Origin of the sequence: Serratia sp. CY71090, assembly GCF_052166845.1 — a bacterium.
GTDB classification, from domain to species: Bacteria; Pseudomonadota; Gammaproteobacteria; order Enterobacterales; family Enterobacteriaceae; genus Serratia; species Serratia nematodiphila.
This window is the reverse complement of record NZ_JBJNOA010000001.1, coordinates 339215-360146: the sequence shown is the minus strand read 5'-3', so window position 1 is coordinate 360146 and position 20932 is coordinate 339215. Positions and strand designations below refer to the sequence as shown.

Here is a 20932-nt window from a genome sequence, read left to right as displayed (position 1 = left end):
AGAATACCGATCTCATTATTTTATCGCAGCAAAGCACAATAAATATCTTGAACCCAAGGCGTATTGGAATACAATAGTTTTTTTCGCATTGGATCAATTATTGTGAGTCAGCAGATAAGACCTTCATCTGATCGCTCGCCCGTGCGCGTAATAGCGATAACCGGCTGTGATGGCTCGGGAAAATCCACGTTAGCCGCCAGCCTGGTCAACGCTTTATCGGCACAAGAACCTGCCGAACTGCTGTATCTCGGCCAGTCTTCCGGGCGCATCGGCGAATGGATCAGTTCGCTGCCGATTATTGGCGCGCCCTTCGGGCGTTATTTGCTGAAGAAATCGGAACGCGTGCATGAGCGCCCTTCCACACCGCCGGATAATGCCACGGCGCTGGTGATATTTTTACTCTCCTATTGGCGCGTTTATAAATTCCGTCGCATGCTGAAGAAAAGCCGCAGCGGCGCATTACTGATCACCGATCGTTATCCGCAAGCCGAAGTGGCGGGGTTTCGTTTCGATGGCCCGCAGCTGGCGAAAACCGCCGGCGGCAATCGCTGGATCCGCTGGCTGAGAAAGCGCGAACAAAACCTGTACCAATGGATGGCGTCTTATCAGCCCTTATTATTAATTCGGCTGGATATTGACGAACAAACGGCCTATTCACGCAAACCCGATCACTCGCTGGCGGCGTTGCGTGAAAAGATCGCCGTCATCCCGCACCTGACGTTTAACGGCGCTAACATATTGGATTTAGACGGCCGCGAGCCGGCCGACCGTATTTTCGACGCATCGCTGCGCGCCGTTAAAATATCGCTGAGGGCCGCCAATGCCTAGCCGACAAATAACCTTTCCGTACCGAAACAGATGAAAAAAAATAAACTCACCGCCACACAGGATACCTCTCCCACCTGCATCACCGGGCTGATTGCCGTGGTGGGCAGCGACGGCACGGGCAAGTCCACGCTGACCGCCGACCTGGTGAAAAACCTGCAGCAACATCGCCCCACGGAGCGGCGCTATTTGGGGCTGATCTCCGGCGAAGACGGCGACAAAATCAAGCGTTTGCCGTTCATCGGCGTGTGGCTGGAACGGCGCCTGGCGGCCAAATCCGACAAAACCCAACGCATGAGCAACAGGCCGCCGGCGCTGTGGGCGGCGCTGATCATGTACGGCTTTTCGCTGTGGCGCGCATCCAACCTGCGCAAGGTGCGGCGGCTGGCGCAGAGCGGTGTTCTGGTGATCAGCGATCGCTACCCGCAGGCGGAAATCTCAGGTTTTTACTACGATGGGCCCGGCATCGGCGTGGAACGCGCAAAAGGGTGGCTATTAAGCCGCCTGGCGGCGCGCGAACGCCGTTTATATCAACGCATGGCCGTCTATCGGCCGGAGCTGATCATTCGCCTTGATATCGACGTCGATACGGCCTTTTCCCGCAAGCCCGATCACAGTTACGAAGAGCTGAAAGACAAGATCGCCGCCATGGTGCGCCTGCAATACAACGGCTCGCGCATCATCGAGCTGGACGCCAGAGCCCCTTACGACGAGGTGCTGAGCAATGCGCTCAATGCCATTTCCGCCGTGGTGAACCCCGCGAAGCGCCCGCAGAGCGATCTCGGGCAACCCGGCGAGAACGCCGGCGAAGAAACTCAGGTTTATTAACCGAATACAGGGCAAACGCATGACTGCGGAACACAAAATGCAGCAAAACAACGATAACGGCTGGTTTGGGCTATGAAACGGTGGTTTTCCGACGGCGCGTTTCGTTCCATTTTACGTAATGCCGCCTACCTGGGCTCCGGCAGCGTCGCCAGCGCGCTGCTCGGCCTGCTGGCGCTCTCCTGCGCCGGTAAAGGCATGTCGCCTGAAATGTTCGGCGTGCTGGTGGTGATTCAGGCCTATACCAAAGCGGTCAGCGATTTCATCAAATTCCAGACCTGGCAGTTTGTGGTGCAATTCGGCACTCCGGCGCTGGAGCATCAAAATACCGGGCGCTTCCGCGACGTCGTCGCCTTCTCCTTCGGCCTGGATATCGCCAGCGGCGTCATCGCCGTGCTGGGCGGCATGATCATGCTGCCGTTCTTGTCTCACGCTCTGGGGCTGGACAGCGAAAGCTTCTGGCTCGCCATGCTGTACTGCACCCTGATCCCATCGATGACCTCGTCCACGCCGACCGGCGTGCTGCGCGCCTTCAACCGCTTCGATTTAATCGCCATCCAGCAGGCGATCAAACCGTTCCTGCAGGCGGTGGGCAGCGTCATCTCCTATTATTTCGATCTGGGATTCCCCGGCTTTATCGTCACCTGGTACGCCTCTAACCTGATCGGCGGCACGCTGTTTTGGTGGTTCACCGCGCGCGAGCTGCGCCGCCGCGATATCCATGGCGCGCTGAGGCCGCGCCTGTTCAACGTCGCGCGCCGCATCGAGGGCGCCTGGAACTTCGTCTGGACCACCAACATCGCCCATACCATCTGGGCCGCACGCAACTCCTGCACCACCGTGCTGGTGGGCGTGGTGCTCGGCCCGGCCGCCGCCGGGCTGTTCAAGATCGCCATGACCTTCTTCGATGCGACGGGCACCCCGGCCAAGCTGCTGGAGAAAAGCTTCTATCCCGAGATCATGCGCCTGGATCCGCGCACCAAGACCCCGTGGCTGCTCGGCCTGCGCTCTTCGCTGCTGGCCGGCGGCATCGGCCTGGCCGTTGCGGTGTTGATGTTGCTGGTGGGCAAGCCGCTTATTTCCGCGGTATTCGGGCAGCAATACCTGGAAGCCTATGACCTGATTCAAATCATGCTGGGCGCGATCATCGTCTCCATGATGGGCTTCCCACAGGAATCCTTACTGTTTATGGCGGGCAAACAGCGCGCCTTCCTGATCGCGCAGGCGACGGCCTCGGCGGCCTACATTGCGCTGCTGGTGTCGATGGCGTATGCCTTCGGCGTACAGGGCGCCGCCTTCGCTTATTTACTTGGGCAATGTTTAGACGTTCTGTTATCCCTGATACCGACGATCGGCGCCTACCGCAATCGCTTTATGTTGGGGCTGAATGTGCCCAAAGAGAGTAATCAATGACCGCTAGCAATAATTGGAAAAAGTTCTCAGCCGAAACCACCCAGGCGCTGTTTGTCGCGGTGGAAGAGGACGACCTGGTTGAGGCGAATATCAGCCTGCCGCAGCAGATTGATCTGGAATGCTCCCCCGAGAGCATTCGGGACAACTACGCGCTGTGCCTGCAGTTTTGGGAAGACGGCTTTTCCCGCCGCGAGCTGCTGCAATTGGTGAACGGTTTCCTGCAAGACCCGCAGTTGGCGGCGGCTACCCGCATGCGCTACAAATATATCCGCGCCCGCTATAAGCACCTGCGCTTCGCCCAGCAGCTGTACGGCGCCCCGCACCGCGCCAACCGCCTGTTCCACACCACCACCGTGGTGCTCGGCCATTTTCAGGACGCGTTTCGCAACGGCAACCAGAAGAACCTGACGCTGTACGGCAACCTGCTGCGGCTGCTGCTCAGCAAGCCGGTGTGGTCTTACGTGCGCTATGCGCTGCGCCACACACGGCTGGAAAGCGCACAGGGCTTTATCACCTACCGCCAGGAGCAAATGCGCCAGCTGCAAACGCTGATCGCCGGCCCGGCGCTGACCGGGCATCAGTTCCATGACGTGCGCAAAATCGTCAGCCGCCAGGTCTCGTTCTACGACACGCTGAGATCGATCGATCCCGACAACCGCGAGGCCCGGCAGATCTCGCGCTTCCTGGCGGCGATTAACGGCCTGATGGGCGACCGGCATGACGTGATGGTGGCGGACAAGTTGGCCGGCGGCGATATCTATGATCGGCCGGCGATCCTGGATATCGACATCCGCCAGCGCCTGGAGCTGCTGCTGGCGCGTTTTCCGCTGTCGTTTTCCCAGCCGGCCATCGCGGCGGGCAGATAAGCGGGTTGCACGGAGCCATGATGACGTTACGTCGCTTGCTGACCCTTGCGCTGCTGCTGTCGCCGCTGACGGCATCTGCGCATAACTTCGTGCATGGCCAGCCGGTGGCGCCGATCGCCATCGCCGATCGCGGCGAGCTGCTGCTGCGCAACGGCGATTTCAGCTACCGGCCGTGGAACAGCGCAAAACTGGCGGGCAAGGTGCGGGTGATCCAGTACATCGCCGGGCGCACCTCCGCCAAAAAGAAGAACTCGCTGCTGATCAACGCCGTTAAGGACGCGAACCTGCCGGGCGATCGCTTCCAGCCGACCACCATCGTCAACACCGACGACGCGATACCGGGCTCCGGCTTCTTCGTGCGCGGCAAGATCGAGAAAAACAAGCGGCATTACCCCTGGGCGCAATTCATCGTCGATAGCGACGGGCTGGGGCGCATGGCCTGGCGGCTGCCGGAGGAGAGCTCCACCATCGTAGTGCTGGACAAGGCCGGGCGCGTGCAGTGGGCGAAGGACGGCGCACTCACCCCGCAGGAAGTTGACCAGGTGATCGCCCTGCTGCGCGCGCTGATCGCGCAGGAGACGCCATGAAGCGCACGCCGCCGGGAACCGATAACGCATGTCTTTGATTGAACGCTATATCACGGTTGAGATCCGCCGCCTGGTGATGATGATCGCCGGGTTTCTGATCTTCATGTTCGCCAGCTACTCCGCTCAGCGCTACCTGACCGACGCCGCCAACGGCACGCTGGCGCTGCGGGTGGTGGCCGACGTGGTTTTCTATAAATCGCTGATCGCGCTGGAGATGATATTGCCCGTCGCGCTGTATGTCTCGGTGGCGGTCGCGCTGAGCCAGATGTACAGCGATGCGGAGATCACCGCCATGCTGGCCGCCGGCGCCAGCCCGCTGCGGCTGTACAAGGCGGTGCTGATACTCGCCGTGCCGCTGGCGATAGCGGTCACGCTGCTGTCGCTGTATGGCAGGCCCTGGGCGTACGCCAATATTTATCAGCTGCAGCAACAGTCGCAATCGGTGCTGGACGTGAGCCACCTGCAGGCCGACAAATTCAACGTCAGCGGCAACGGCCGCATGATCCTCGCCAGTCACGTCGACAAAACGGCCAACCACCTGACGGACGCCCTGATTTATGTGCGCGGCGGCCATCACACCAGCCTGTACCGCGCGCAGTCGGTGGAGGTGCTCGACGCCTCCCCCGCCAGCCCCGCCGTGCGGCTGAAAACCGGCACCGCCTATGTGCTGGATCGTGAGGGCGCCGACGACAACGGGCAGAACTACGACAACTTCGACATCGCGCTCAAACCGTTCGTGCCCAGCGCCGAGAGCCGGCACAAGTCGGCCTCGCCGGCGGAACTGGCGCGCTCCGCCGATCCGGGCGACGCCGCCGAACTGCAATGGCGCGAGAGCCGCGGGCTGACCACCGTGCTGATGGTGCTGCTGGCGATCCCCTTTAGCCGCATCAAGCCGCGGCAGGGGCGCTACGCCGCGCTGCTGCCCCTCACGGTTCTGTTTACCGTGATTTTCTATGGCGGCAACATTTGCCGCACGCTGGTGGCCAACGGCTCTCTGCCAACGATCCCCGGCGTTTGGCTGGTGCCGATAGCGATGGCTGTCGGTATCGCCCTGCTGCTGGCGCGCGACCTATCCCTGCTGCGGAAACCCTCCCGATGACCCTTTTTAGCCGCTATCTGATCCGCAACGTGTTCATCGGCTTCGCCGCCGCGGCCGGGCTGCTCATCCCGCTGTTCACCACCTTTACGCTGATCAACGAGCTGGAGGACGTGACCCCGGGCGGCTACCGCTGGCAGCAGGCGCTGCTGGTGACCGTGATGACCCTGCCGCGCAGCCTGGTCGATCTGGGGCCGTTTATCGCGCTGCTCGGCGGCATCGTCGGGCTGGGGCAGCTCTCCAAAAGCCTGGAGCTGACGGCGATCCGTTCCGCCGGGATGTCGATATTCCGCATCGCGCTGGTGATGCTCGCCGCCGGGCTGCTGATGAACCTCTCGCTCGGCGCCCTCGATGAATGGGCCGCCTCGCCGCTGCAGCAACGCGCGCTGCAAATGAAGAATAACGCCCTGGCGCAGTCGAATAATAACGACGTTACCGTTAACCCGCTGTGGGCGCGGCGCGGCAACGAGTTTGTAACAGTGAAGACCGTCGATGAGAACGACCAGCCCCACGGCATTGAGATCTTCCGTTATCAAGCCAACCGCGCGCTGGAGTCTTACATTTACGCCGACAGCGCCAGCACCGCCGCTGACGGCAGCTGGCTGCTGCACAACGTGATGCAGAAAAGCTGGCAAGGCAGAAAGGAGACGATTGCACGACAAGACAGCCTGCTCTGGCGCTCACTGTTCGCCGTGCCGAGCCTGAAAGAGCTGACCCTGCCGGCGGGCAGTTTCTCGCTCCAACAGCTGGATCGCTATATCGATTACCTGCAAGGCTCGGGGCAACCCAGCACCGAATACCGCCTGGCGCTGTGGAAAAAACTCGGCCAACCCCTGCTGGTGCTGGCGATGATTTTGCTGGCCATCCCGTTTACCTTCACCGCCCCGCGCGCCCCCGGCATGGGCAGCCGGCTAGCGCTTGGCGTCATCATCGGGCTGCTGACCTACATCGCTTACCAGATCGTTCTCAACCTGGGGTTGCTGTTCGCCCTCAACGCGCCCTTCACCGCCCTCGCCCCGCCGCTTTTGCTCCTGGCGTTGGCGCTGGCGCTGGTTTATCGGTTTGACCGGCGGGGTTAAGCATTTTCTGAGGTTGATAAGGGATAAGAAGAGAATCGCAATTTCCATTCCAGAGAAAACATCACGCACTCACCTGCTCGCGATTTTTAAGGATGTTAGTTAATGGCAAAGATAGCTGTTTGTATACTGACTTTTAACTCCTCTCGTTTATTACACGAGGTGCTTTCTCCACTCATGGGCATTGCGGATGAGTGGATTGTGGTGGACTCCGGCAGTACGGATAAAACGCTGTCTATTTGCCAAAGCTTTGGAATCAGCCCTATTTATCATCGTTTCGAGACTCACGGACGGCAAATGAACTTTGCGATTTCTCAAGCTCATCATGACTGGGTGTTGTGCCTGGACAGCGACGAAATCCTTGATGCCGAAACCATAGCGTCCATTTTAAAATTCAAAGCGCAGGAAAACCCACCACCACAGCAAGCCTTTAGAATCAAAAGGAATTGGTTTGTTCTCGGACAGCCAGTCAGAACGATTTATCCCATCTCCTCACCGGACTACCCCGTTCGGCTGTTCAATAGAACGCAGGTCAGGTTCAATGATGCTCCGGTAGATGATGCCGCTGAAGGCTATATTCACACGTCGGTCATTCCCGGCAATGTTAAGCACGATACCTTTTACTCTCTCCATGAAATATTCAACAAGCTCAATAGCTATACGACAAGGGTAGTAAAATACAGAAACATTAGGCCCTCGTTATTTCGTGGCGTCGTTAGCGCGATCGGCGCATTTTTCAAATGGTACGTACTGAGCGGCGCATGGAAGGAAGGCAAAGTCGGCGCCGTCACTGGCTTTTATGCCGTGGCCTACAGTTTCCTGAAGTATTTTAAATCCTGGTATGGCAAAGATTGATAATGTTAAGGACAGAAACAGGGGCACATCCCCGCCGCTACTGATCCTGGCGTTGGTTTATCGATTTATGCGGCGGAGTTAACACCCTACAGCAGCCTTTAGAAAACAAGAACTTTCCAGTTAATAGTTGGCCGGCTTTACAAATTGGCCTGAGCCGTTATCATCCTTTATTTGGTGTCCTATGCGCCGTTAGCTATCGCTGGCTGCCGTTCGATAACATGCCCCTCAGGGGGCCATCGAGTGCAAGGAGTGCGAGCGCCCGCCTGAACAGGCCAAGACGCAGCAAGCAAAGGAAGAGACACACTATGTTTTCCAGTTTGAAACTGCTGTATATCGCCGATGATATTATTTCACCTGATGATTGAAGATCAGAAAGACGAGGATGTCGCCACTATCAGGGGGAGAATATGAGCAAATTGATAATGGCAATAGCGCTACTGTTTACTGTCCTCATGGTGCAAGGATGCAACAAAAGCATGGAATATGAGCCACAGGATTTTTTTGAAGGCCGGCAGCTGGAAGTCGCACAGCTGATTTATGATGGCGATGAAGTGAAACTGAAAGAGAAACTTCCCTCTGTCAGCAAGGAAGAACTGAATCGACCGGTTAAGGCAGACATGACCCTGCTGTTTTGGTCGGTGCTAAACTCAATCTATGATAAAAACACGCCAGAAAGGCTGAAAATAATAACCGACTTGGTAAAAACTGGCGCAGACCCGCTGCAACCCAGACCAGAAGGAGGTAGCAGCCCAGCGGAATTCGTCATGAAAGCCGACAAGGGGATTTGGGTCAAAGCCATGCTCGACGGCGGTTTACCGCCAAACGCAAAAGATAAGGTATTCAATGAGCCCATTGTATTCCAGACAATCAAAGCCAAGAACACGGAAACGTTAAAGGTGATGCTGGATTATGGCGCGGATATAAATATCAGAGACTCCTTACAACAAACCTTATTAATGGATGCTTTTTTTAGCTCAGCCTTTGAGCACATGACCCTACTGCTCAATAGGGGTGCGAATCCTAACCCGGTAAATATAAACAATCTTTCGCTGTTAACAGCAGTAAATCGGCAAATAAAAGACAGCCAAGATGGCTCAGAATACAATGAACAGTGTAAGAAAATACTCGAGCTCATGCTTTTAAAAGGAGCAAAGGAAACGCAGTAATTTCACCAACTCGGATCTGACAGCTGCCGGTTATTTATATAGGGCTGTCAGATTGCATCTGGTTTCCGATACACACGCTATAGACCACGCAATAAAACTGATTGAAGAGACGAGGATGTCACCATTCTCAGGGGGAGAGTATGAGCAAATTGATAATGGCAATAGCGCTACTGTTTACTGTCCTCATGGTGCAAGGATGCAACAAAAGCATGGAATATGAGCCACAGGATTTTTTTGAAGGCCGGCAGCTGGACATCGCACAGCTGATTTATGATGGCGATGAAGTGAAACTGAAAGAGAAACTTCCCTCTATAAGCAAGGAAGAACTGAATCGACCGGTGAAAGCAGACATGACCCTGCTGTTTTGGTCGGTGCTAAACGCAATCTACGATAAAAATACGCCGGAAAGGCTGAAAATAATAACCGACCTGGTTAAAGCTGGCGCAGACCCGTTGCAGCCCAGACCGGAAGGGGGAAGCAGCCCGGCGGAATTTGTCATGAAAGCCGACAAGGGAATTTGGATCAAGGCCATGCTCGACGGAGGTTTACCGCCAAACGCAAAAGATAAGGTATTCAATCAACCCATTATATTCGAAGCTTTAGAAGCGAAAAACCCTGAAACGTTAAAGGTGATGCTGGATTATGGTGCGGATATAAATACAATGGATTCATTGGGGAATACCATATTAATAAGCTCTCTGGATTCTCGTTCGTTTGATCATACTATACTTCTGTTGGAGAGAGGTGCAGATAATAAAATCAAGGGTAAGTTTGGTTGGACTATGGGCAATCAGCTCCAACGCTTTATAGATAGAGGGGTAGGCGATGCCGAGGATAAGGAGAAAATTAACAAGATAAAAGAGTTACTAATTAAAAACGGTGGAGACTGGCCTCCTCTACCTGTAAAGAATTGAGACTCCCTTAAGGTCAGCATCGAAGGCATGTAATATGCCGCTCAGGGGCGAAATGGCAACAGCCCCTGCTCGCTCTGTCGATAGTTGCCGGGGTTAACGCAATTCCTTCGCTATCGCGCTAAACATCAGCGAGGCTTCGAGCGGTTGGGCACTGAAAGAAGGTTCCGCCTGCGGCCAGGTGGACCACTGGACGATCACCAGATTCTCCGCCTGATTGACCATAATCATCTGGCCGAAGATCCCCAGCGCCCACAGGGAATGCTTGAGGGACGCCTGCGGAGCGGGTTCTACGTTAGTCGCATTCATTAGCACTTCGTTGTTCCACCACTGGTAGCCGTAAATGCCGTTGGGATGCGCCGCCGATACCGAGCCCGCCGCCCGCGTCCAGTTGGACGACTGGGCTACCCAATCTTCCGGCAAGATCTGTTTGCCGTTCGGCAACGTTCCGTTATGCAGAATGAACTCACCGAAGCGCCCCCAGTCTTCCAGCGTGGCGTTAAAGCCGTGCGCGCCCACGTCGTGCTGGCCTTTGGCATAAGCATGCCACACGCCGTCGCTCGCCATGCCGTACGGCTGCCAGATGCTTTGCTGCAGATAGGCCGCCAGCGGCATGCCGGTGGCGCGCTCCAGCACATCGCCCAGCAGCCACGCGCCGCCGGAGGAGTAAGACCAGTTCAGCCCGGCCGGGTGCGCGCGCTGCAGGCCGGCCACCAGCTTGCGCACGCAGGCATAGGTGCCGGGTTTGGCTTCACACTCTGTCAGCTGCGCGAAGTCCGATTTCGGGTTGGTGTAATCCTCATTCCACGCAACGCCGGAGGTATGAGTGATCAGCTGCCTGAGGGTCACGCTGTCCCACGCGGTGCCTTTCAGATCGGGTTCGTATTGCGTGATGAGATCGTCGAGCGAGCGGATCTTGCCCTGTTTAATCGCCACGCCCACCAGCGTGGCGACCACGGATTTGCCCACCGAGCGCGACGTCCACAGCGTGGCGTCGGTATTACCCTGCCCCAGATATTTCCAGGCGATTTTGCCGTCTTTCAATACCAGCATGCCGCTGACGTTCTGGCGCTGAAGATAATCCCGCAGGCTGTAGGTTTTGCCATTCACCTGATAGCTGGCATTCGTTAGCTGTTTAGCGGCAGCCACCAGCGGTGTGGCACTGCCGTGATGAAACACATCCCCGGCATAGTTGCGGTAGTCATTACGAAAACCGATCACCCGATCGCTCTGGCTCCAGGTGAGCATCTTGTGCGTGTCCGGCAGTTGCGCATCGAAAGGCGCAGGACAGACGCTGAGTTCGGTGCCCGCACAGGCGGCCAGCGCGGCGGGCGCCAACAGGCCGCTGCAGAGACTGATGACAACGCCCGCCAACAGGCTGCGGTTAAACACTTTGCTTTTCATATTTTTTCTCGCTTGGTTCAGGAAGGCGTTCAGCTTAAAAAAACGCGGCCTATAATAAAAAACGCCTGATGGGGGAAAATCCCCCGCAAAATCGACGGGAGAGCCGCGTGCCAAGCCTGATTTATTCTTTTGCCCAACTGGAAGCCTTCACCGCCGTGGCCGAGCACGGCAGCCTGGCGAAAGCCGCGCTCAAGCTGGGCAAAGACCGCACGACGCTGCGCGATTTGATTGATTTTCTCGAGGATGGCTTGAGCTATGCGCTGTTCCTGCGCGAGGGGCGCAGCCTGCACCTGACGCCGGAAGGCGAACAGCTGCAGCGCCAGGCACACCTGCTGATGCGCCAGGTGAAAGCCTTTGAGGCATTTGCCAAAGACGTGCCGAAGAGCGCGGCGCAGGAAATCTCGCTGGTCTACGATCCCTTTACCCCCCGCGCGCTGCTGCAGGCGCTGATAGCCGCCATGGCCCAGCGCAACACGCGCCTGAGCCTGATTAACGCCTCGCGCGACGAGGCGGAAAGCCTGCTGGCAAACGGCCAGGCCGATCTGGGCATCTGCCAGGCGCGCCACCGCAGCGTGGGCGACGCCATGGAGTGGCGCGCCTTAGGGGCGATAGAGATGGATTTCTACGCCGCTAAAACGCTTTTCCCCGGCGCGGAGCAGCCGCTTTCGCTGCTGGAGCTCTCGCTCACGCCGCAGGTGATCATGCATCCGGACTCTGACGAACCGGTGGCGCGCCGCCTGCAAATTTCTGGGCATACCATTTTCACCAACGAGCTGGAAATGCTGCGCGCCCTGCTTGAACAAGGCTGCGGCTGGGGATTCCTGCCAACACATATGCATGCCGAACAGTGGAAAAACGTCAACACGCTGCGTACAGAAGTGGGCAGCCAGGGGATCAGCCAAACCATGGTGACTATCTGGAAGCCGGGCAACGACCGACGGGCGCTGATTGATGAGACGTTGACGCTGCTGCCGGAGTTGTGGCGCGGGGTTGGGGGTGAAAAGTCGCGGCTAGATTAGCGGTGTTGTTACCGGAAGACGGTCGTAGAACTCATCGTCCGCGTTGCTTTTTCGATCGTTCTTAAGCGGGGACGGCGATTTCCCCTGATAAGCCCCTCACCACCATCGCTCCAGCGCTGCTGGCGCTGGTTTAGTGCTTTGATCGGCGGTATTGGAGGGGCAGCTTTGGGCGAAGAGCGAAAGTTCGCTTTAAAGGTAAACTAATCTGCCCTCTTTAAGATTACTGAAAAGAGTCGTCCACTTTACTGGGTAACCAACAATTTCTCCTTCAAGTTATTCTAATGGTATCTTCACATATAAGACTCAAACGGAGCGGCGCAATGGCTGATCAAGATAAAAGTAAGATTCCAGATTGGAAAGCTCTCGAGCAACTTGTTGCCATGATACAAAGGCAACTATCTCCTGGTGCTGTAGTGCAACACAATGTGATGCTTGATGGTGTCCAGAGCGAAACCAAAAGACAGGTGGATGTTCTGGTGGAGCAGTCCATTGGTCAGTACAAGATGCGTATTGTTATTGATTGTAAGGACTATGCTAATCCGGTAGATGTCAAAGGTGTTGAAGAATTTCACGGATTAGTACAAGACGTATGCGCGCATCAAGGGGCTTTAGTCTGCCCTGCTGGTTTTACCAAAGCAGCGTTACGGCGTGCGCAGAAATTACAGATTGCGCTTTACCGCCCAGTTTCTACAGGCGACCATAAATGGCGGGCAAAGGTGGCAGCCCCTGTATTATGTGATTTCAGAAATGGCTTCATGAGTTTTGGAATTAGATGTTCCGCCCCTAAACCCCTGCTAATTCCAAATGAGTTTTACAATTTGCCTGTCTACAGCGCGGAAAACAAGCTATTAGGTACTTCGTTAGAAATTGCACAGACTCGGTGGAATAATGGTTCCTTACCGAGTGAACCTGGGGAGCATGGGGAGTTGCTGATATTTGAGGAAGCTAAAACTCAAATTGATAATGGATACGGTGACAAGGTGGAGGTTACTTTAACTCTACGACTTTTTGTTAAACAACATCTTTATCTCGGTCATTTATCCATCGAAGATATCAACGGCTTACAGGATGAACACACCGGGCTCATTGTTACTAATGCCTTCACCTTAGGTGGACTTAACCCGGATGAGGTTGAACGAGACTGGCAACGTGTTGAAGATATCAGCGCAATTGAATTTGAACCTTTACTGAAAGTGGTTGGCTATTACTGCTATGGGATTGGCTCCTGATTAGTTTCGGGTTTAATACTTTTAACATGGGAACTACTAAATGCAGAGTGAAATAATCACACAGAAAAATGGAAAAGGTATCTTCGATCGCAAGGCTTGGTTAGCCGAATCTAAAAAACTGTATTTATCAGCAAAGATTTTGAGAGCCGAAGGCGATAAAAATAAAAATCCGCTTCATGAAAATAATAAAAACCCTGTTATTTATGAATATATTGATATCACGTCTGCAACTGATAAAACCAGCAGACTTATGTTGGGTTATGCATTCGAAATGTTATTAAAATCTGCTGTCCTGTTAATGAATCTTGGTGCTCAGAAAGACACTATAGACCTTAAATTTCGCGATTATGGACATAAGCTTGATAAAATGGCTATCGATTTGGAGCTGTCATTAGCCCCTGACGAGCTGAAGCTATTAAAAATTGCGTCGCAGGATATAGTGCTGCAGGCACGATACCCGATTGGCAAAGTTGATGATGATAAGTATATAGGTGAGTTAAACAAAAGAAATATTGACCTAGCAAACAAGAAAATCTTTGGGGATATGATTATCCTGTATGATAAAATAAAAAATGTAGTTGCTAAGTTTGATAATGATGTTACAAACTGTGCGGAGTTCAACGTGCTTAGAGGGAACGATTTTGTTCTCTTTATGCGAAATGGTGGTGGACTCTCATCAAGAGCAATAGTGACCTTTGCGGCCCATTTCCCAAATAGCAAAAAAAGCAAGTCATATTTAAAAGAGGTTATTGAGAAGCATGCCGGCAAGATTGCTTTGTTATATACATATCGCTGGGCTTCATTTTCTTTCTTCGAAGACACGGGTAAAAAGCTTATCCCGCTTGCGGAATAATACTAATCAACCATCTTAACGTTCGGAAATAGCGACTTTGTCCCATTAACCATCCTCAATTCCCAAGCGTTGTCAAAGGGCGCTAACAAAGGCATTAAATAAAATGAATGCAGATCGTGCCTAACGACTGAGTTTCGTTATTTTTCCTCCCCCATCCAGCCACCCCCAACTCCCCCCTAGCACCGCCCCCGCCCTTTCCCTACAATAAGGGATCTGTTGAGGCATAACGCAAGGAAAGACGGTGTCGAAAGCCAATCCCAATGCCACTATCGTGGATATCGCCCGCCGCGCCAGGGTGACCAATATCACCGTTTCCCGCGCCTTCAATAAGCCCGAGCTGGTCAAGCCGGAAACACGCGAGCGCATTCACGCCATCGCCAAAGAGCTGAACTATGTGCCCAACGCCTTCGCGCAGGGGCTGAAAAGCAGCAGCAGCCAGATTATCGGCATCGTCACCAGCAGCATGTACAACCCGTTCTATTCCGGCCTGATCAAGACCGTGTCGCGCATTGCGCGCCAGCAGGGCTACCAGATCATGCTGTTCGACACCGACGGCAGCGAAGAGGCGGAAATGCGCGCCATTCAGGCGCTGTTCGGCTACAAGGCGCGCGGCATCCTGCTATCGGCGGTGCGTGACGACAAGCGCTACCGCCCCGCCTATCTCGAGCTGGCCGAGGTGTACGGCGTGCCGCTGATCCTGATCGACCGCGATCTCTACGATCAGCAGCTGAGCGGCGTGTTCCTCGATAACCGCGAGATCGGCGTGCTGGCCGGGCGTTATCTGGCGGAGCAGCCGGAGCAGAAGCTTTTGATTATCGGCGGCCCGGCGGATTCGGAAATTACGCTAACGCGCACCGCCGGCATCGTCGCGGCCTTGCAGGGCAGCGGGCGTGAGATTCATATCATCAACGGCGACTACGATTTCACCTCGCAAGAGAGCGAGGTGCGCGCCTATCTGGCGCAGCCGGAGAACCGCCCGGATTACATCATCGGCCTGAACGGCATCATCACGCTGGGCGCCATCGCCATCTGCCACGAGATGGGGCTCTATCAGCAGGTGAAGTTCTTCTCGATAGACGAGCCGCCGCGCGCCGGCGCTTACGGCCTGCACATTCCGGGGGTGTATCACGATACGCAGAAACTGGGGGAGATCGCCGCGGAGCTGCTGTTCAGCGCCATTAACAGCCCGCGCGGCGAGTTGCCGGTGCGCAGAGAGTTCTTCACCGGCTCGCTGTTGAATCGCTGACGGGCGCTATTGCCCGTAGTAGGCGTGTTTGCCGTGCTTGCGCAGGAAATGTTTGTCCAATAGCTCCGGCTGCATCGGGGCGATGGCCGGCGCCAGCTGGCGCGTCGCCATCGCCATGATCGCCACCTCTTCCAGCACCACCGCGTTGTGCACCGCATCCGCCGCGTCCTTGCCCCAGGCAAACGGGCCGTGGGAGTAAACCAGCACTCCCGGCACCTGCTGCGGATCACGCCCCGCCTGATTGAAGGTCTCGATGATCACCTTGCCGGTCTCCCCCTCGTAATCCCCGGCGATCTCCGCCTCGCTCATCGGCCGGGTGCAGGGAATGTCGCCGTAAAAGTAGTCGGCGTGGGTGGTGCCCAGCGCCGGGATCGGCTGCCCGGCCTGCGCCCAGATGGTGGCGTTGCGGCTGTGGGTGTGCACCACGCCGCCGATATCGGCGAAGGCGCGGTACAGCGCCAGGTGGGTGGCGGTGTCGGATGAGGGTTTGCGATGCCCTTCACGCACCTTGCCCTCCAGATCCACCACCACCAAATCCTCCAGCGTCATCACCTCGTAGGCGATGCCCGAAGGCTTGATCACCACCAGCCCGCTCTGGCGGTCGATCGCCGAGACGTTGCCCCAGGTAAAGGTCACCAGCCCGTATGCCGGCAGGCTGAGGTTGGCGGCCAGCACCTGCCGCTTGAGTTCGTTCAGCATGCGATGCCTCCATCATTCATTTGTTGTTCGAGCCAGGCCTTGGCCTGGGCGATGCGTTGCTTATCCTGCCCGTCTTCGCGCGCCCACATCTCCAGCAGGTAGGGGCCGCGATAGCCGAGCGCGTTGAGCACGGAAAAGGCGTGGGCGAAATCCACGCAGCCCTCGCCGAACGGCACGTCGCGGAACTGCCCGGCGCTGCCCGGCCCCACCGCCACGGTGTCTTTGAGGTGTATGGCGGTGATGCTGCCGATGCCCAGCGCCAGCTCGGCGGCGACGTCGTTGCCCCAGGCGCTGAGGTTGCCGAGATCGGGATACACCGTGAACCACGGGCTGTTGACGTGGCGGGCGATGTCGCGCCATTTGCTGATGCTGTTGATGAACGGCGTGTCCATCACCTCCACCGACAGCATCACCTGCGCCCTGGCAGCCTGCGCCGCCGCCCACTGCATGCCCTCGATAAAGCGCTCGCGGCTGTGGCGATCGGCCGGTTCGTAATAGACGTCGTAACCCGCCAGCTGGATGTTGCGGATGCCGAGATCCGTCGCCAGTTCCAGCGCCTTGCTCATCAGCACCCGCGCCCGTTCGCGGGTGGCAGCCTCGGCGCTGCCGAACGGATCGCGCCGGTGCGCCGACAGGCACAGGCTCGGCACCGTCACCCCGCTGTCGAGCCGCGCCTGGATAAACGCCAGCCGCTGGCGGCGATCCCAGTCCAGCCGCTGCTGGCGCGCCGGCTGTTCGTCTATCGACATCTCCACAAATTCAAAGCCCAGCTCGGCGGCGGTGGCCAGCCGCTGCGGCCAGCTCAGTTCGGCGGGCAGCGCCTTTTCATACAGCCCCAGACAGGCGGCGTTAGTCGTTTGCATCAGTCACCTCACTCAAAGCCTGAGCCACCGCCAGATAGCGCGCCTGCTGGGCGCGCAGGCGCCGATGAGCGGCGGTCGCGGGATAATAACAGCGCAGTTTGGGCGGCGCAGCGGCGATCGCCTCGGCGAACCCGGCGTACTCCCCGGCGCCGACGGCGGCGCACAGGGCGGCGGCGCGGCAGCCTCCTTGGCGCGTTTCCACCACCTCAAGCGGCAGGTTGCCGGCGTCGGCGTACATCTGCATCCAGACCTCGGACTGCGTCGGCCCGCCGGTCATGCGCACCCGCTCGATGCGCGGGTTCAGCTGCACCATGCGCTCCTGATGGATCAGGTGCGAGAACACGATGCCCTGGTAGATCGCCTGCACCACGTCCGCCATCTCGTGGTGGGCGCTCAGACCGATCAGGCCGCCCGGCGTGTTGCCGCCGAGGTTGGAGCCGTACAGATACGGCAGGAACAGCAGCCCGCTGGGCTGCTCGCGGCGCTCGGCCACCCAGGCGTTGAACTGGGCGTAGCGCTGCCGGTCGCCGGCGCAGAACTGGCGCAGGAACCAGGCCAGGTTGCCGGCCGAGGTCGGGCTGCCTTCGTGCACGAAATAGCGGCCGTCGATGCAGTAGCGCCCCCAGGCGTAGGGGTAATCGGCGGGAATGATGCGCTCGGTCACGCAGGTGGCGATCGACCAGGTGCCCGCCACCGCGCTGAGCGTGCGATCGTCGGCCACGCCGGAGCTGAGCGCCGCGCCCACCACGTCGAACAGGCCGCCGTACACCGCAGTTCCTACCCGTAGACCACATTGCGCCGCCGCCGCGGCCGTCACCCGCCCGGCCAGCTGCGCCGAGCCGATCACCGGCGCGGTCTTCTCCTGCGCCTCTTCGATGCCGAAGGCCGCCATCAGCGCCGGATCGTAAGCGCCGCTGCGCTGGTTAAACAGGTTGCTGCCGGAGATGTTGGTCACTTCGGCCGCCGCCTCGCCGGTGAGGCGAAAGCGCAGGTAGTCGTGCGCCATCAGGATGCGATCGACGGCGGCGTATTGCGCCGGTTGCCGCTGCTTCAGCCAGCGCAGCAGCAGCGCCGGGTGGCTGGGCCACAGCGGCTGCAGGCTGCGCGGGTAGCTCTGCGCGTCCACGCCGGCGCGGCGCAGCTCAGCCGCCGTGGCCGCCGCGCGGTTGTCCGAGGAGAGGATGCCGTTACCGACCGGCTTGCCGTGGCGATCGATGGCGTACAGCCCTTTGCCGTGCGCCGAGAAACTGACGCCGCGCACCTGCCCGACCGACAGCCCCGCAGCGTGCAGCGTCTGGCGGATTGCCGCGCAGACGTCATCCCACAGCGCATCCATATTGCGTTCGCTAAAGCCCGGCTGGGCGGCGATCGCCGCGCCGTCGCGCTCGGCGATCGCCAGCTCTTCGCCGCTTGCCCGGTACAGCCCGACCTTGATCACCGTGCCGCCGACGTCTATGCCAAGAAAGACTGACATCGCGCCTCCTATTTGCGCCGCACGGAGCTGAGGTAGATGGCGGCCAGGATGATGCCGCCCTTCACCACGTTCTGGATATACGGCGACACGTTCATCAGGTTGAGGCCGTTGTTGAGCACCCCGAGCATCATCGCCCCCACCAGCGTGCCGACGATGGCGCCGCGCCCGCCGGAGATCGCCGCCCCGCCCAGCACTACGGCGGCGATGGCGTCCAGCTCGAAGCCTTCGCCGGCGTTGGGCTGCCCGCTCATCAGGCGCGAGGTCAGCACCAGCCCGGCCAGCGCGGCGGTCAGGCCGCTGATCACGTACACCAGCATCTTGTAGCGCGGCACGCGGATGCCGCTCAGGCGCGCCGCCTCTTCATTGCCGCCCATCGCGTAGACGTAGCGGCCGAACGGCAGCTGGTTGAGCATCAGCCAGGCCAGCACATACACGCCGAGCATGATCAGGATCGGCACCTGGATGCCCAGCACCGTGCCGCGGCCGAAGAAGGAGAAGACGTCGGGCAGGCCGGAGATCGGGTAGCCGCCGGTATAAAGCAGCGCCAGGCCGCGGGCGATGCCCATCGAGGCCAGAGTGACGATGATCGGCGGCATGCGCAGGTAGGCGATGCAGGCGCCGTTGGCCAGGCCGAACAGCGCGCCGAGCGCCAACGCCGCTACCATCGCCAGTGGAATGGGCACCGCCGCCAGCATCAGCCCGGCGGCGACCGAGCCGGCCAGCGCCATCACCGGCCCCACCGAGAGATCGATGCCGCCGGTCAGGATGGCGCAGGTCATGCCCACCGCGATGATGGCGTTGATCGACACCTGGCGCGCTACGTTGGTCAGGTTGTTGACGCTGAGGAAGCTGTCGTTCAGCAGACTCATCAGCACGAACAGGACAGCGAAGCCGATAAACGGCAGGACCGCCGGGTGATGCAGCAGTTTTTCCCAGCGCTTGCCGAGGCTGAGGCCGGCGGCGCGGCGCGCCACGGCGGGTTGTTCAATTCCGATCATAAGGCACTCCCGGTCGCGTGAAGCATGATGTGGTTGGATTCGATGTCGTCGCCGGTCAGCTCGGCGACGATATGGCCGCCGCGAAACACCAGCACGCGGTCGCACACGCCGATGATCTCCGGCAGTTCGGAGGAAATCATGATGATGGAGATGCCCTGCTGGGTCAGTTGCTGCATCAGCTGGTAGATCTCGGCCTTGGCGCCCACGTCGATGCCGCGCGTCGGCTCGTCGAAGATCAGGATGTTGCAGTCGTTGTTAAGCCAGCGGGCGATCACCACTTTCTGCTGGTTGCCGCCGCTCAGGGTGCTGACGGCGGTCTCGGCGTCCGGGGTTTTCACCCCCACGGCGCGGATCAGCCGCTGCACCACGTCGCGATCCTTGCGGGCGCTGACGAAGATCTTGCCGCGCCGGTGGTGCCGGTTGAGGGTGATGTTCTGCGCCACCGAGAACGGCAGCACCAGGCCCTCGGTTTTGCGGCTCTCCGGCAGCAGGCCGATGCCCTGCGCCAGCGCCTGCGCCGGGGAGCGCAGCGCCGCCGGTTGGCCGCCGAGGCTGACGCGTTTGCGGTGGCAGCGGCTGGCGCCGATCAGCGCCGAGACGGTCTCGGTGCGCCCGGAGCCCACCAGCCCGGCGAAGCCGAGGATCTCACCCTTGTGCAGGTGGAAGCGGTCGGTCGCGCCGTGCTTCTCGCGCTGGATCTCCGCCTCCAGCAGCACCGTCGCGGTATCGACCGGATGCTGTTTCACCGGGAAGGCGTTCTCGATTTTGCGCCCGACCATCAGCCGCACCAGCTCTTCCACGTTGGTGTCACTGGTGGCCAGCGTTTCGATGTAGGCGCCGTCGCGCAGCACGGTGATGCGATCGCAGATGGTGAAGATCTCGTCCAAATGGTGCGAGATAAACACCATGCCAACGCCCAGCAGCCGCAGATCGTTCATCACGCTGAACAGGTGTTCGGCCTCGCCCGGCGTCAGCGTGGCGGTCGGTTCGTCCAGCACCAGCACCCGCGCCTCCAGCGACAGCGCCTTGGCGATCTCCACAAACTGCTGCTGCGCCACGCTCAGCTGCTCCACCGGGCAATCGAGATCGATAGCCACCGTCAGCCGCTTGAAAATGGCCTCGGCCTTGCGCCGCATCGCCCGCCGATCCAGCAGGCCCCAGCGGTTCCTGATCTCCCGGTTGAGGAAGATGTTGTCGATGGCGCTCATGTAGGGAATCAACGAGAATTCCTGAAAAATAATGCCGACCCCAGCCTCGATCGCCTGGCGATAGTTGTTAAAGCGGCGCAGCTCGCCGTCGATAAAAATGTCGCCCTCGTCCGGCTGATGGATGCCGCACATGATTTTCACCAGCGTCGATTTGCCGGCGCCGTTTTCGCCCAGCAGGGCGTGCACCTCGCCCCGTTGAATGGCCAGATCGATGCCGTCCAGCGCCTTCACGCCGGGAAAGCTCTTTTTTATTCGCTTCAGTTCCAGTAAAGGTGTCACCGCATTGCCCTCCGCGCCGAACGCCCCGCCGCAGCGGGGC

20 protein-coding genes are annotated in these 20932 nt (G+C 58.5%); 14 read left to right on the top strand and 6 right to left on the bottom strand.

The features are described from left to right. Window positions 1-102: 102 nt before the first annotated feature. From ACJ8OK_RS01715 to ACJ8OK_RS01670, 10 genes are all read left to right on the top strand, one after another. Window positions 103-828, top strand: a complete 726-nt coding sequence (locus ACJ8OK_RS01715) for a lipoprotein (protein WP_033632594.1) — start codon at window positions 103-105, stop codon at window positions 826-828. 30 nt (window positions 829-858) lie between these two features. Beyond that, on the top strand, window positions 859-1653 hold the full coding sequence (locus tag ACJ8OK_RS01710; protein WP_033632593.1) for a hypothetical protein: 795 nt from the start codon (window positions 859-861) through the stop codon (window positions 1651-1653). Between the two features lie 72 nt (window positions 1654-1725). Next, entirely contained in the window at window positions 1726-3063 is a 1338-nt protein-coding gene (locus ACJ8OK_RS01705) for a lipopolysaccharide biosynthesis protein (RefSeq protein ID WP_004935553.1), read from the top strand. Next, a complete protein-coding gene (locus tag ACJ8OK_RS01700) occupies window positions 3060-3929 on the top strand; it encodes a hypothetical protein (protein WP_016927024.1) in 870 nt (289 codons plus the stop codon). The genes ACJ8OK_RS01705 and ACJ8OK_RS01700 overlap by 4 nt, the downstream gene beginning before the upstream one ends. A 20-nt stretch (window positions 3930-3949) precedes the next feature. Beyond that, a complete protein-coding gene (locus ACJ8OK_RS01695) occupies window positions 3950-4516 on the top strand; it encodes a YtfJ family protein (RefSeq protein ID WP_085336774.1) in 567 nt (188 codons plus the stop codon). A 28-nt stretch (window positions 4517-4544) separates the two neighbouring features. Then, the gene (lptF, locus tag ACJ8OK_RS01690) at window positions 4545-5615 is read left to right on the top strand and encodes an LPS export ABC transporter permease LptF (RefSeq protein WP_033632591.1); all 1071 of its coding nucleotides are present in this window, start codon (window positions 4545-4547) and stop codon (window positions 5613-5615) included. Beyond that, window positions 5612-6691: an LPS export ABC transporter permease LptG gene (lptG, locus tag ACJ8OK_RS01685; protein ID WP_004935566.1), complete on the top strand. Its 1080-nt coding sequence runs from the start codon at window positions 5612-5614 to the stop codon at window positions 6689-6691. The genes lptF and lptG overlap by 4 nt, the downstream gene beginning before the upstream one ends. Window positions 6692-6793: 102 nt before the next feature. After that, the gene (locus ACJ8OK_RS01680; protein WP_033632589.1) at window positions 6794-7543 is read left to right on the top strand and encodes a glycosyltransferase family 2 protein; all 750 of its coding nucleotides are present in this window, start codon (window positions 6794-6796) and stop codon (window positions 7541-7543) included. A 407-nt stretch (window positions 7544-7950) separates the two neighbouring features. Then, window positions 7951-8709, top strand: coding sequence for an ankyrin repeat domain-containing protein (locus ACJ8OK_RS01675; RefSeq protein WP_060559896.1), 759 nt, complete (start codon window positions 7951-7953; stop codon window positions 8707-8709). 140 nt (window positions 8710-8849) lie between these two features. After that, window positions 8850-9623 (top strand): ankyrin repeat domain-containing protein, encoded by a 774-nt coding sequence (locus tag ACJ8OK_RS01670; protein ID WP_197796059.1) that lies wholly within the window; start codon window positions 8850-8852, stop codon window positions 9621-9623. Between the two features lie 93 nt (window positions 9624-9716). Here the strand turns inward: ACJ8OK_RS01670 and ACJ8OK_RS01665 are convergent, their stop codons facing one another. Beyond that, the gene (locus ACJ8OK_RS01665; protein WP_442530349.1) at window positions 9717-11024 is read right to left on the bottom strand and encodes a serine hydrolase domain-containing protein; all 1308 of its coding nucleotides are present in this window, start codon (window positions 11022-11024) and stop codon (window positions 9717-9719) included. A 107-nt stretch (window positions 11025-11131) separates the two neighbouring features. On the opposite strand from ACJ8OK_RS01665, the gene ACJ8OK_RS01660 reads away from it, so the two are divergent. The 4 genes from ACJ8OK_RS01660 (at window position 11132) to ACJ8OK_RS01645 (ending at window position 15371) form a co-directional block, all read left to right on the top strand. Further along, a complete protein-coding gene (locus ACJ8OK_RS01660) occupies window positions 11132-12043 on the top strand; it encodes a LysR family transcriptional regulator (RefSeq protein WP_033632586.1) in 912 nt (303 codons plus the stop codon). 320 nt (window positions 12044-12363) lie between these two features. Then, window positions 12364-13272 carry a restriction endonuclease gene (locus ACJ8OK_RS01655; protein ID WP_050501241.1) on the top strand — a complete coding sequence of 303 codons (909 nt, stop codon included), beginning with the start codon at window positions 12364-12366 and terminating at the stop codon, window positions 13270-13272. A gap of 40 nt (window positions 13273-13312) precedes the next feature. Beyond that, a complete protein-coding gene (locus tag ACJ8OK_RS01650; RefSeq protein WP_033632585.1) occupies window positions 13313-14125 on the top strand; it encodes a hypothetical protein in 813 nt (270 codons plus the stop codon). 241 nt (window positions 14126-14366) lie between these two features. Beyond that, window positions 14367-15371, top strand: a complete 1005-nt coding sequence (locus ACJ8OK_RS01645; RefSeq protein ID WP_004935582.1) for a LacI family DNA-binding transcriptional regulator — start codon at window positions 14367-14369, stop codon at window positions 15369-15371. 6 nt (window positions 15372-15377) lie between these two features. Here ACJ8OK_RS01645 and araD read toward each other — a convergent pair whose 3' ends face one another. Genes araD through ACJ8OK_RS01620 form a run of 5 tightly spaced genes read right to left on the bottom strand, consistent with a single transcriptional unit; the run spans window position 15378 to window position 20892 of the window. Continuing rightward, entirely contained in the window at window positions 15378-16070 is a 693-nt protein-coding gene (gene araD, locus ACJ8OK_RS01640; RefSeq protein ID WP_250133213.1) for an L-ribulose-5-phosphate 4-epimerase, read from the bottom strand. Next, on the bottom strand, window positions 16064-16933 hold the full coding sequence (locus tag ACJ8OK_RS01635) for an L-ribulose-5-phosphate 3-epimerase (RefSeq protein ID WP_033632582.1): 870 nt from the start codon (window positions 16931-16933) through the stop codon (window positions 16064-16066). The genes araD and ACJ8OK_RS01635 overlap by 7 nt, the downstream gene beginning before the upstream one ends. Then, window positions 16920-18407, bottom strand: a complete 1488-nt coding sequence (locus ACJ8OK_RS01630) for an FGGY-family carbohydrate kinase (RefSeq protein ID WP_033632581.1) — start codon at window positions 18405-18407, stop codon at window positions 16920-16922. Before ACJ8OK_RS01630 ends, ACJ8OK_RS01635 begins: the two co-directional genes overlap by 14 nt. 8 nt (window positions 18408-18415) lie before the next feature. Next, window positions 18416-19405 carry an ABC transporter permease gene (locus tag ACJ8OK_RS01625; RefSeq protein WP_033632580.1) on the bottom strand — a complete coding sequence of 330 codons (990 nt, stop codon included), beginning with the start codon at window positions 19403-19405 and terminating at the stop codon, window positions 18416-18418. Further along, complete coding sequence (locus tag ACJ8OK_RS01620) at window positions 19402-20892, bottom strand: sugar ABC transporter ATP-binding protein (RefSeq protein WP_048324344.1); 1491 nt, start codon at window positions 20890-20892, stop codon at window positions 19402-19404. Before ACJ8OK_RS01620 ends, ACJ8OK_RS01625 begins: the two co-directional genes overlap by 4 nt. Window positions 20893-20932 lie beyond the last annotated feature (40 nt).

What these genes read in the sequence shown, in the direction of transcription:
- lptF (WP_033632591.1), top strand. Translation starts at nt 4,545, where the DNA reads ATGTCTTTGATTGAACGCTATATCACGGTTGAGATCCGCCGCCTGGTG.
- ACJ8OK_RS01665 (WP_442530349.1), bottom strand. Translation starts at nt 11,024, where the DNA reads ATGAAAAGCAAAGTGTTTAACCGCAGCCTGTTGGCGGGCGTTGTCATC.
- araD (WP_250133213.1), bottom strand. Translation starts at nt 16,070, where the DNA reads ATGCTGAACGAACTCAAGCGGCAGGTGCTGGCCGCCAACCTCAGCCTG.
- ACJ8OK_RS01650 (WP_033632585.1), top strand. Translation starts at nt 13,313, where the DNA reads ATGCAGAGTGAAATAATCACACAGAAAAATGGAAAAGGTATCTTCGAT.
- ACJ8OK_RS01625 (WP_033632580.1), bottom strand. Translation starts at nt 19,405, where the DNA reads ATGATCGGAATTGAACAACCCGCCGTGGCGCGCCGCGCCGCCGGCCTC.
- ACJ8OK_RS01700 (WP_016927024.1), top strand. Translation starts at nt 3,060, where the DNA reads ATGACCGCTAGCAATAATTGGAAAAAGTTCTCAGCCGAAACCACCCAG.
- lptG (WP_004935566.1), top strand. Translation starts at nt 5,612, where the DNA reads ATGACCCTTTTTAGCCGCTATCTGATCCGCAACGTGTTCATCGGCTTC.
- ACJ8OK_RS01695 (WP_085336774.1), top strand. Translation starts at nt 3,950, where the DNA reads ATGACGTTACGTCGCTTGCTGACCCTTGCGCTGCTGCTGTCGCCGCTG.
- ACJ8OK_RS01680 (WP_033632589.1), top strand. Translation starts at nt 6,794, where the DNA reads ATGGCAAAGATAGCTGTTTGTATACTGACTTTTAACTCCTCTCGTTTA.
- ACJ8OK_RS01630 (WP_033632581.1), bottom strand. Translation starts at nt 18,407, where the DNA reads ATGTCAGTCTTTCTTGGCATAGACGTCGGCGGCACGGTGATCAAGGTC.
- ACJ8OK_RS01710 (WP_033632593.1), top strand. Translation starts at nt 859, where the DNA reads ATGAAAAAAAATAAACTCACCGCCACACAGGATACCTCTCCCACCTGC.
- ACJ8OK_RS01655 (WP_050501241.1), top strand. Translation starts at nt 12,364, where the DNA reads ATGGCTGATCAAGATAAAAGTAAGATTCCAGATTGGAAAGCTCTCGAG.
- ACJ8OK_RS01670 (WP_197796059.1), top strand. Translation starts at nt 8,850, where the DNA reads ATGAGCAAATTGATAATGGCAATAGCGCTACTGTTTACTGTCCTCATG.
- ACJ8OK_RS01635 (WP_033632582.1), bottom strand. Translation starts at nt 16,933, where the DNA reads ATGCAAACGACTAACGCCGCCTGTCTGGGGCTGTATGAAAAGGCGCTG.
- ACJ8OK_RS01675 (WP_060559896.1), top strand. Translation starts at nt 7,951, where the DNA reads ATGAGCAAATTGATAATGGCAATAGCGCTACTGTTTACTGTCCTCATG.
- ACJ8OK_RS01705 (WP_004935553.1), top strand. Translation starts at nt 1,726, where the DNA reads ATGAAACGGTGGTTTTCCGACGGCGCGTTTCGTTCCATTTTACGTAAT.